Below are 11,556 nucleotides of genomic sequence, written 5' to 3'. Positions count from 1 at the left end.
GGAAATTTAGACTGAAATTCAAATATTGATAAACTTTTAAAGCGATTCTCCATAAAGCTAATTTACTAATTTTATTAGTATTCATCAAGTGCCTATTTCAATAAAACTTTTTTAAAATGCTTAAAACTAAATACACATTGATAGCAGTACTATGTACTTTATCTTTAACTTTTTTATTCTCATCTTGCAAAAAAGACAGAGGTTACAATGAACAGGAAACTTTAGTTCCTGGTCCTGATTTAAATATTTATGCGTTAACTGCCGATGGCAAGTTACTTTTTGTTAATGCGAAAAACCCTTCGAGCATTACGTCTCAAGTTACTTTATCAGGATTACAAACAGGCGAAACTATTTTAGGTGTCGATTTCAGACCAGCAACGGGCCAACTTTATGGCGTTGGTAGTACAAGTCGTTTATATATCATCGACTCAAAAACAGGTATATCAAGAGCAGTTTCTGCCACACCATTCACTCCTGCTATTACCGGAACTTCCGTTGGTTTTGATTTTAACCCAACCGTTGATAGAATTAGATTGGTTACTTCAACTGGTCAAAACCTGCGTTTACATCCAGAAACAGGTGCCGTTGCAGCAACTGATGGTGCGATAAATGGTGTTACGAATGCAAAAATTACGGCATCTGCTTACACGCAAAATAAAGCTGGCGCAACAACTACTGTACTATTTGGCATAGATGTAGCAAACGATAAACTTCATAAACAAGACCCACCAAATGATGGTAAACTTGTAGAAGTTGGTAGCCTTGGTTTTGATGTTGAAGACGCAAGTGGATTTGATATTAATCCTGATGGAACTTCTGCCTTAGCAGCATTATCTGTGGCTGGTACTTCTTCGCTTTTCACAATTGATTTAACAAATGGAAAAGCATCGAGAATTGGAAACTTCACTCAGCAGATTACTGGAATAGCAATACCAACCGAACCTGTTGCTTATGCAATATCTGCAACAAATGAACTTTTAATTTTCAATCCGCTTGCTACATCACCTGCTATAATAGCAAAACCAATTACTGGAATTCAGACAGGAGAAACAATTCTTGGTTTAGATATGCGACCGGTTAATGGTCAGTTATTTGCGCTTGGTAGCACAAGCAGAATTTATACAATAAATGCTTCTTCGGGAGTTGCCGCTGCAGTTGGTACAACTCCTTTAACCACATTGCTTATAGGAACCTCGTTTGGTTTTGATTTTAATCCAACGGTTGATCGAATTAGAATTGTTAGCAATACTGGTCAAAATCTACGTTTCAATCCTGCCGATGGAACTTTAATTGTCGATGGAAATATTTCTATGACTACAGCAAACATTGCAGGTGCCGCTTACACCAATAATATTGCTGGTGCTACAACTACGGTACTTTTTGATATTGATTCGCAAATGGACAGACTTTACAAACAAGACCCGCCTAACTTGGGAACTTTGGTCGATGTTGGCGCACTTGGCATTAATGTTGAAGCTGCAAATGGCTTCGATATTGGCTCAACTTCGGGAACTGCATACGGACTTTTCACTGTAGCAGGCATTCAGAAAATTTATACAGTTAATTTAACAACTGGCGCTGCTACTGCATTAGGTACAATTTCAACTTCAGCAAGAGCCTTTACTTTAGGTATTGGCTTGTAAATTTTGATATAGTATTTGAAAAGGCAAGGGTTATAAATCCTTGCCTTTTTAGGTTAATAAAATTTTAGCACCATGGTCGATGTTCTAAACGCCATGGACTGTGTACCCACAGACCATAACTTAGCTACTTTTTTCTTTCTATGAACTCAAATAACTAGGCGTTGTTTACGGGTAAAATTATATCAACTTATCAATTATATCGTCATCAACCAAATTAGGCAGTGTAACTTTTAATGTTGGTGTTCTTTCCATTTCTCTTTCAATGGCAAAACGAGCTTCTTTATTTCTGGCCCAACTTCTTCTAGCGATACCGTTATTAACATCAAAAAACAGCATATTGTTCAATTTTTGAGCTGCTTGTTCTGTGCCATCTAAAACCATCCCGAAGCCACCGTTAATAACTTCGCCCCAACCAACGCCACCACCGTTATGAATAGAAACCCAGGTTGCCCCTCTAAAGCTATCCCCAATTACATTTTGTATGGCCATGTCGGCAGTAAAACGGCTTCCATCGTAAATATTGCTGGTTTCTCTAAAAGGAGAATCTGTTCCGCTAACATCATGATGGTCTCTTCCTAAAATAACTGGCGCAGATAATAACCCATTTTTTACTGCATCATTAAAACGGGCAGCAATTTTTGTCCTGCCTTCCGCATCAGCATATAAAATTCTACTTTTAGAACCTACAACCAATTTATTTTCAGCTGCACCAATTATCCAGTTTATATTATCTTGAAGTTGCTGTTGAATTTCTATTGGCGCTGTAAGCTTTATTTCTTCCATAACAGCTCTGGCAATCTTATCAGTTATTTCTAAATCTTCAGATTTTCCTGAAGCACAAACCCATCGGAAAGGACCAAAACCATAATCGAAACACAATGGTCCTAAAATATCTTCTACGTAAGACGGATATTTGAAATCTATGTTATTCTCAGCCAGAACATCCGCCCCCGCCCTGCTGCATTCTAATAAAAAGGCATTTCCGTAATCAAAGAAATAAGTGCCACGAGCGCTATGTGCTCCAATACTTTTAGCTTGCTTTCTTAAAGATTCTTGAACAAAAATTTTAAATTGTTCAGCATCTTCAGCCATCATTACATTTGCATCGGTATAACTTAAACCTACCGGATAATAACCACCAGAATAAGGATTGTGAAGAGATGTTTGGTCTGAACCTATGGTTACCTCAATACTCTTTTGGTAAAAAGTTTCCCAAACATCAACCACATTACCAATATAAGCAATTGATACAATTTCCTTTTTACTTTGAGCAAGTAAAACACGCGAAACTAAAGTATCCAAATCCTCAATTAATTCATCAACCCAACCTTGTTGTTTTCTTTTTTCGGCTGCCTGCGGATTAACTTCGGCGCAAACTGTTATACAGCCAACAATATTGCCCGCTTTAGTTTGCGCACCACTCATACCGCCTAAGCCAGCGGTAAGAAATATTTTCCCTGCAACAGCTTCACCATAAAAACCCTTTTTTCTAAAAGCATTCATTAAGGTAATTGCGGTACCATGAACTATACCTTGCGGCCCAATGTACATATAAGAACCAGCGGTCATCTGTCCGTACTGCGTTACACCTAATGCGCTAAATTTTTCTAAATCGGCTGGCGAAGAATAATTCGGAATCATCATACCGTTACTAACCACAACTCTTGGCGCTGCAGAAGTAGACGGAAATAATCCCTGCGGATGACCGCTATAAATATTCAAAGTTTGCTCATCAGTCATAACCGCAAGATATTTCATAGCGATTAAATATTGCGCCCAATTTTGAAACACGCTTCCATTTCCACCGTATGTAATTAATTCTTGCGGATGCTGAGCAATTGCGGGGTCGAGATTATTTTGAATCATAAGCATAATCGCCGCTGCATGTTCACAATTACAAGGATAATCGCTTATCGGCCTGGCAAATATTTCATAATCTGGCATAAACCTGTACATATAAATGTGCCCCAGGTTATCTAATTCTTCTAAAAATTCAGCAGCCAGTTCTACATGCCATTCGCGAGGAAAATAACGCAATGCGTTTCGCAGACTTAGTCTCTTTTCCTCGTCATTTAATACTGCCATTCTAACTGGCGCATGACTAAGCTTTGGATTTCTTAATTTCTTATCTGGTAAAACCGATGGAATACCACTTAATATCTGCTCTTTAAAATTCATTTTCTTCGATTTTACAGAAAGGCAATATTATTTTCTTTTGCTGCCGTTGATGAGACTTCTACAATGCTATTATCCTTAACCATATTGATGGAAGTTTCCATTATATCGTACATAATCTGGTCATGCTCAATATGTTCAATTTTCGTTCTTACAAAATCATGAACTGCGGTTAATATTTTCCCTTGTTTTAAAGGATGATGATAATCTACAGCCTGAGCTGCACAAAAAAGCTCGATTCCTAAAATTTTTTCTACATTTTCTATAACCTGTAAAGCTTTGCGTCCACTAATAGAACCCATACTAACGTGGTCTTCTTGCCCAAGTGAAGTTGGAATACTATCTGCACTTGCGGGAAAACAAAGTCCTTTATTTTCGCTAGCTAAAGCCGCTGAAGTATATTGAACAATCATAAAACCAGAGTTCAATCCAGTTTCTTTCATTAAGAGTTTTGGTACTCCCGCTGTATTGCCTTCTAATGATAAATAAATTCTGCGGTCGCTGATGTTTCCTATTTCCGAAGCGGCTAAACAGGCATAATCTAAAGGCAAAGCCAACGGTTGACCATGAAAATTACCTCCGCTAATCGTTAAATCGTCGCTAAATATTACAGGATTATCTGTTACAGAATTCAGTTCTATTTCTAAGGCTTCATTCAAATGCTTCCAGGCGTTCCAAGATGCACCATGTACCTGTGGTATGCACCTCAAAGAATAGGGGTCTTGAACTTTAGCACAATTTAAATGAGATGCTGCAATTTCTGAATCTTCTAAAAGTATACTGATTCTTTCTGCAACTTTAATACTTTCGGGATATGGCCTTAATTGATGAAGTTTTGCATGAAAAGGTTTTTTAGAACCTAGTAAACCATCAACCATCATTGCCGAAATAACATCTGCAGAAACAAGCAAATTGTATAAACGGTTCACGACCATTACAGCATGTGCTGCAATAAATTGAGTTCCGTTTATAAGCGCAAGCCCTTCTTTTGGCCCCAAAGCTATAGGTTGTAAATTATGGTCTTTTAAAAGTTCTGCGGTTTGGATTATTTTTCCTTTATAACTTACTTTTCCAAGTCCAATCAAAGGCAAAAATAAATGCGAAAGTGGTGCTAAATCGCCAGAAGCCCCAACCGAACCTTGTTTTGGAACAGCAGGAGTAGCACCAACTTCTAGAAACCATATCATTCGCTCTAAGGTTTCTATTCTTATTCCAGAATAACCCTGAGCTAAAGCATGTAATTTTAGGATAAGCATTAAACGAGAAATCTCTGTACTTATTGGTTCGCCAACGCCTACTGCATGACTCTTTAAAATATTTTCTTGCAGTTTACAGGAATCATCTTCCGAAATCATAGACGTACAAAGTGGTCCAAAACCTGTATTTACTCCATAAACTGCCTTACCTGCGCCTGCAATTCTTTCTACTACATTACTGCTTTCTATAACCTTGGCTCTCGTCTCATCATTTAAGATTCCTGATATTTCACTTCTTGATATTGCGAGCGCCTTATCTGATGTAAGCACATCTATACCGTAATTAAAAAACTGGTTTACATTCATATAAGCAAATATTTAAACAAAAATAACATCTATATTTGATACCTATAAATACCAATTTTATCATTATTCAATAACCATGAGTTATCAAATAGAGCTTCGACATTTAAAATATTTTCAGGTATTGGCTGAAGAGCTGAAGTTTAGAAAAGCTGCTGACAGGCTTTTTATTTCGCAACCTGGTTTAAGCAGGCAAATTAAACAGATGGAAAACTTACTGAATGTTGAGCTATTCGACCGTACCAAGAAGAAGGTGGAGTTGACAAGAGCTGGAGTTTATTTAAAACAGGAGGTTGATCTTTTGTTTAGCCATGTAGAAAATATTAAAAAACAACTTATTAACATCGAAGCTGGCAATCAAGGTGAACTTAGAATTGGCTTTTTAGGTTCGGCAGCGCAAAAAATTATACCCGAGTTAATTTTCAAGTTAAATAAAACGCTTCCTGGAATACGAACCAATCTGGATGAAATGCCCAACAAATTGCAAATAGAACTTTTGGAGAAAGATATGATGGATTTGGGTTTTGTAAGAATTCAGCAATTCAAAAACGGAATTTCTAAACATCTTATTCATCAGGATACATTTTCTTTGGTGTTACCTAAAAATCACCCAATGAATAAAGCCAGTTTTGAAGCTGTAAAAAAAATAGCTAACGAACCTTTTATTTTCTTTTCGAGCGAAGATAGTCCGTTTTATTATGATTTAATCATGGGTATTTGTGAGGACCACGGCTTTCGCCCAAAAACTTTCCATAAATCGGTAAATGCATTAACAATTTATAAATTAGTAGAAGAAGGACTCGGTATAGCAATAGTACCTACCGCATTGCAGTATGGTTATAAAGAAAATGTGAAGTTCATTGAACTCACTCATATTCCACAAAGAACAGAATTATATATGATTTGGAAAGACTCGAACCGTAATCCTGTTTTAAAAAATGTTATCGATTTACTTGTTAAAGGCTAAATTTATTTCTTTATAAGTTATTTGCTAATTTATTAGTCCAATATTAAAATTCTTATATTGCAGCACTAATCATAATGGGCCTCGTTAAAAAAAATAATCTTAAAAAGATTACCGAGTTTTTACTGAAAAAACAATGCATTATAGTTGTTTATATTTTACTGGCAATTATAGCTGGTGGCAAACAGTATTTGCATCATAGTTTTAACAATTATCTTATTTTTAAATATGTTTATTGGCATACAATAGATTTTCAAAATCTTTACAATAATTATCCTGAATATTTAGATAGTAATCACTATGGACCACTATTTTCCATCTTAATTGCGCCATTTGCCTTATTGCCCGATGGCTTAGGTATGATTTTGTGGAATATAGCTAATGTTTCAATTTTGCTTTGGGGAATATTTAGTTTACCAATATCAATAAATAAAAGAGCCATTATCGCATGGATTTGTGCTCACGAGGCTCTAACTGCATTATTTAGTTTTCAATTTAATATTGCCTTAACAGGTACTATTTTACTAAGCTTTTCTTATCTAATCAAGAAAAAAGAAGTTCAATCGGCCTTTTTTATTGCTTTCGGAACACTTATTAAATTATATGGAATTGTAGGTTTAGCTTTTTTCTTTTTCGTTCAAAACAAGTTAAAGTTTATTTTTTCTGGAATTGTTGCTCTGGCGGTGCTTTTTTTAATACCAATGGTAATTTCTTCGCCAGCTTTCGTCATTCAGTCATACACAGATTGGTACAAATCTTTAGTCCATAAAAATGACTTAAACGCATCACTAACATCCTTTCAAGATATTTCTGTTATGGGAATGGTTCGTAGAATTTCTGGAAACATTAACATGCCAAACGGTCCATTTTTACTAGGTGGATTATTACTTTTTGGCTTACCATACACAAGAATTAAGCAATATAAAAACTTAGCATTTCGTTTAATGCTTCTAGCATCAACCTTAATTTTTACAGTAATTTTTAGCAGTGGTTCAGAATCACCAACATATATTATTGCTTTTGCCGGTATAGCAGTATGGTTTGTTATTCAACGCAATCCAAAACAAACCTGGATAATTGCTTTATTTATTTTTGCATTTCTGCTAACAAGTTTATCTCCAACAGATATTTTCCCTAAACCAGTTAAAGAATTTATTCGTCTATATTCGCTTAAAGCTCTACCTTGCTTTATCATTTGGCTAACAATTATTTATCAAATGATGAGACAAAATTTTGAATCTTATTTGATTTCCGATAAATGAAGAAATTAATTTCCATAGTTATTCCTGCTTACAATGAGGCTGATAATATTTTTGTAATTGCAGAAAGTATTAAGCGTGTATTTTCTACATTAAATTATAACTATGAAATAATTTTGGTTGATGATGGAAGCGCTGACCATACGCTTGAAAAGATAAGTGAATACGCAGCAACATCTGATAATATTTTTTTCTTGGAATTTTCTAAAAACTTTGGCCACCAGTTAGCTGTAAAGGCAGGTATGGACCATGCCTTTGGCGATTGCGTAATCTCAATGGATTGCGATATGCAACATCCTCCAGAACTTATTCCAGATATGCTAAAAAAATGGGAAGAAGGCTTTGAGGTAGTTTATACTATCAGAGCGGATGATAAAAACCTATCAAAAGGAAAAAGAAGTTCTTCTAGTTTATTTTATAAAATGCTAAACTGGTTATCTGATATAGAGCTGGAACCAGGTGCTGCAGATTTTCGGCTTCTTGACCAAAAAGTGGTTAATGTATTCAGAAATTTCCATGAAAATGAGCCCTTTTTAAGAGGTTTAGTTAAATGGCTAGGCTTCAAACAGATTGCTATACGTTATAACCCTGCATCACGCTTCTCAGGAAAAAGCAAGTACACGTTTAAAAAAATGGTTAATCTTGCTTTGCATGGTGTTACCTCATTTAGTATAAAGCCATTATATTCAGCTGTTTATTTAGGTTTTATTTTATCTTTAGCCTCGGTGCTTTACATACCTTACGTCGTTTATGCTTTTGTTAATAACGTAGAAGTCTCTGGTTGGGCATCTGTTATTATGACGATTGTTTTCTTTGGAGGATTACAATTAATTATCTTGGGTATTATTGGCATTTATGTAGGGAAAATGTTTATGCAAACCAAAAACCGACCAAATTATATAATTCGTTCAACTAATATACCTGTTAGATAATGGTTCTTTTAAGTTTCGATATTGAAGAATTTGACATGCCTTTCGAATATGGAAAGGATATTACATTTTCAGACCAAATTGCTATTTCTAGAACTGGTACAATTGCAATTTTAGATATTCTTGATAAATATAAAGTTAAAGCCACTTTTTTTTGTACCGTTACTTTTGCAGAAAATATTCCTGACTTAATAAAGCGAATTACAGAAAGCGGCCATGAGCTAGCTTCACACGGTTATTATCATTCTGATTTTAAACCGGAACACCTTTTACAATCAAAATTAAAACTCGAGGAACTTTCGGGCAAAGAAATTATTGGTTACCGAATGGCCAGGATGATGCCTGTTGACGAAAAAGAAATTGAAAAAGCTGGTTACACTTACAACACTTCTATAAATCCGACTTATTTACCAGGTAGATACAATAATTTTAACATATCCAGAACATTTTTCGTTAAAGAAAATGTTCTCCAAATTCCTGCCTCTGTTAGTCCATTAATTAGATTTCCGCTATTCTGGCTGTCTTTTCATAATTTACCACTAGGAGTTTATAAATTCCTATCTAATTGGACCTATAAAAAAGATAAATACCTCAATGTCTATTTCCACCCCTGGGAATTTACTGATTTGAGTGATTTTGAACGCTTCGGCTTCCCGGGTTATGTAAGAAAAAACACTGGAGTAAAAATGATTGAAAGAATGGAAAATTTAATCAACTGGATGAAATCTAAAAATTATCCTTTCGGTACTTTTCAGGATTTTATCAAAACGATTAAATCGTAGCTAAAACTACCAATATCTCAAATTATTTATAAGTTTCGGCTAATTTTAATGCATTATACGTATTAACAATGCCTCCGCTTACACAAATCTCGCTAAAAAGCACACGCACATTTTCACCTTTTTCATTTTTATATTTCACCTTGTGCGTTACTTTTGTTACAGATTTCATGATAATATCTCTTACCTGAGCTGGTTTCAAATCAGGATAGTAACTCAATATTAACGCTGCTAAACCCGAAACAACTGGCGAAGCCATACTTGTTCCATCCAAATCTTCGTATTGGTTATTTGGCACTGTAGAATTAATTAAAAAGCCTGGAGCAAAAACATCAACATTATATTTTCCATAGTTAGAAAAATCTGCTTTTAGGTTATCGTCATCTTTGTAGGCACTTGCACCAACTTCAATCCAATTAGAAGCATGGGGCAGTCTAAACTTGGAAGAATCTAAGGGCAATGGTTTAATAACTGGCATCCTACTTAAACCCGGCCTTCCACCCATACCGTTTTGAGCCATGGATTTTGATGGAATAAAATCAGCAAGAGTTGGTTTTTTATTGGCTAATTTATAGGCATCAGCTTCTGGGCTATCGAAATATTTATTAGGGTAATTTTCTTCTATATCGTTATTCTGATTATCATTTCCTGCTGCATGCACTAATAAAACACCTTTACTTTCTGCATACTTCACTGCATTGTCTACCGCTTTTTTATCCCATTTATAAGCTTTACCAAAACTCATGTTAATCACCTTTGCGCCATTATCAACCGCATAGCGAATTCCATTTGCAACATCCTTGTCTCGTTCATCACCTGTTGGTACAACTCTAATCGCCATAATGCTAACGTTATTGGCTACACCCATAATACCCAAATTGTTAATGCGATTAGCACCAATTATACCCGAAACATGTGTTCCGTGTTGAGCATCTGGTCCCTTAACATCAATATTTCCGTAGTTCCTTTGATTAGGATTTGAATAATCATCTCCAACCAACTCAGCACGCATATCATATTTAGGATTAAGATTATACTTCAACATGGCATCATATTGCTTATAACCATCCTTAATATTTTTATAAAACTTCTCAAAGCTACCATCCTCTTTAGAGCCCTTCCTTATAATGTTTTTCACCTGCTCTTCTACTTCATCATCAGCTTTATAATTATCTATATCCTCATAAGATGGAACTTTCTTATTATTGATTTTTGCAGCAGAATCCAAAACTTTATTGATTGCGATAAGTACAGAAAAAGTATTACTTGCATCCTCGTACTTTTTACCAAAATCGCCAACCATTTTTTTATAAAGTTTAAACTCTTCTTTTTGAGTACTATCTAAAGGCGTTAAATTGGTTGTAGATTGATACTTTGGTGTATAAATTCTTAATAACCTAACTAGTTCAAGGTTATCAAATTCTAGGTTTCCTTTTTTAGAGCCTATAAAGTTCCAACCATGAATGTCATCTATATAGCCGTTTCGATCATCATCAATCCCGTTACCAGGTATTTCCCCTTTATTAGTCCAAAGCACATCTTTCAAATCCTCGTGATTAATATCGACGCCGCCATCTATTACAGCAACAATTACCTTTTGTTTAGGTTGTTTATTCTTAAGTATTTCTCGATAAGCTTTTTCGGTACTAATTCCAAAATATCCAGACTCAGTCAAATCTAGATTAAACCAATTGGCTGGCAACTCAACATTTTTACTTTGTGCATGGCTGATTGTTTTTAAAAACAATAAAGCCGCAATAATGGAAAGTTTTTTCAGATTTATAGTAATCATAACAATACTTACGTAAGATTACAATAATACGGTTTTATTGCCTTGCCTTGCAGAAATTTAGCAATTTTTAACAGATATATTCCACGCAAATCACTATCAATTTCCAACAGATTGAAGTATTCCTACTGTTCCTTGTAATCTTTTAAGTTTGTGCTTTATTGGAGCTTAACGGTTGGTGATTATCAAAGGAGTATTTTCGTTGCCATGGGGTTTAGGTGGGACAGGGAATCACTCACCGTTTTACGCTATTCAAATAATTCCTTTATAGCCTCCCCTTAAGGGGATTTAAGCAACTTAGTCTTTTATCCTTATTCTTTGCTCCTTGCTCTTTTGTATTTTTTGTATTTTTTCTTATAAACGAAGAAACCCTCACAGTTGTTACTGCAAGGGTTCTTGTTAAAGGCCTGTTTTTGGCTTTTAAGATTTGGCACCGACCTACTCTCCCACGTGTTACCG

9 protein-coding genes are annotated in these 11,556 nt (G+C 35.2%); 5 read left to right on the top strand and 4 right to left on the bottom strand.

All coding sequences use genetic code 11. The features are described from left to right. Positions 1–116 precede the first annotated feature (116 nt). On the top strand, positions 117–1,643 hold the full coding sequence (locus ACFOUY_RS09855; RefSeq protein ID WP_378960344.1) for a DUF4394 domain-containing protein: 1,527 nt from the start codon (positions 117–119) through the stop codon (positions 1,641–1,643). A 177-nt stretch (positions 1,644–1,820) separates the two neighbouring features. Here the strand turns inward: ACFOUY_RS09855 and ACFOUY_RS09850 are convergent, their stop codons facing one another. Both ACFOUY_RS09850 and hutH read right to left on the bottom strand, forming a co-directional pair. Further along, positions 1,821–3,821, bottom strand: coding sequence for a urocanate hydratase (locus ACFOUY_RS09850; RefSeq protein WP_378960343.1), 2,001 nt, complete (start codon positions 3,819–3,821; stop codon positions 1,821–1,823). Positions 3,822–3,832: 11 nt separating this feature from the next. Then, complete coding sequence (hutH, locus tag ACFOUY_RS09845) at positions 3,833–5,380, bottom strand: histidine ammonia-lyase (protein ID WP_378960342.1); 1,548 nt, start codon at positions 5,378–5,380, stop codon at positions 3,833–3,835. 76 nt (positions 5,381–5,456) lie between these two features. Here hutH and ACFOUY_RS09840 point away from each other — a divergent pair, with 76 nt between their 5' ends. From ACFOUY_RS09840 to ACFOUY_RS09825, 4 genes are all read left to right on the top strand, one after another. Next, positions 5,457–6,344, top strand: coding sequence for a LysR family transcriptional regulator (locus ACFOUY_RS09840; protein WP_378960341.1), 888 nt, complete (start codon positions 5,457–5,459; stop codon positions 6,342–6,344). Positions 6,345–6,418: 74 nt separating this feature from the next. Continuing rightward, positions 6,419–7,603, top strand: a complete 1,185-nt coding sequence (locus ACFOUY_RS09835) for a glycosyltransferase family 87 protein (protein ID WP_378960340.1) — start codon at positions 6,419–6,421, stop codon at positions 7,601–7,603. Continuing rightward, positions 7,600–8,532, top strand: coding sequence for a glycosyltransferase family 2 protein (locus ACFOUY_RS09830; RefSeq protein ID WP_378960339.1), 933 nt, complete (start codon positions 7,600–7,602; stop codon positions 8,530–8,532). The genes ACFOUY_RS09835 and ACFOUY_RS09830 overlap by 4 nt, the downstream gene beginning before the upstream one ends. Then, a complete protein-coding gene (locus ACFOUY_RS09825; RefSeq protein WP_378960338.1) occupies positions 8,532–9,311 on the top strand; it encodes a polysaccharide deacetylase family protein in 780 nt (259 codons plus the stop codon). Before ACFOUY_RS09830 ends, ACFOUY_RS09825 begins: the two co-directional genes overlap by 1 nt. A 22-nt stretch (positions 9,312–9,333) precedes the next feature. On the opposite strand, the gene ACFOUY_RS09820 is transcribed toward ACFOUY_RS09825, so the two are convergent. Together ACFOUY_RS09820 and ACFOUY_RS09815 are read right to left on the bottom strand one after the other, a co-directional pair. Then, a complete protein-coding gene (locus ACFOUY_RS09820) occupies positions 9,334–11,100 on the bottom strand; it encodes a S8 family peptidase (RefSeq protein ID WP_378960337.1) in 1,767 nt (588 codons plus the stop codon). 262 nt (positions 11,101–11,362) lie between these two features. After that, positions 11,363–11,556: hypothetical protein (locus ACFOUY_RS09815; RefSeq protein WP_378960336.1), on the bottom strand; the 194-nt coding region annotated here is incomplete at its 5' end.

The organism is Pedobacter jamesrossensis, from assembly GCF_042650905.1.
Taxonomy (GTDB): domain Bacteria; phylum Bacteroidota; class Bacteroidia; order Sphingobacteriales; family Sphingobacteriaceae; genus Pedobacter; species Pedobacter jamesrossensis.
Note: the sequence above shows the minus strand (reverse complement) of the source record. Positions and strands in the feature narration are given on the sequence as shown.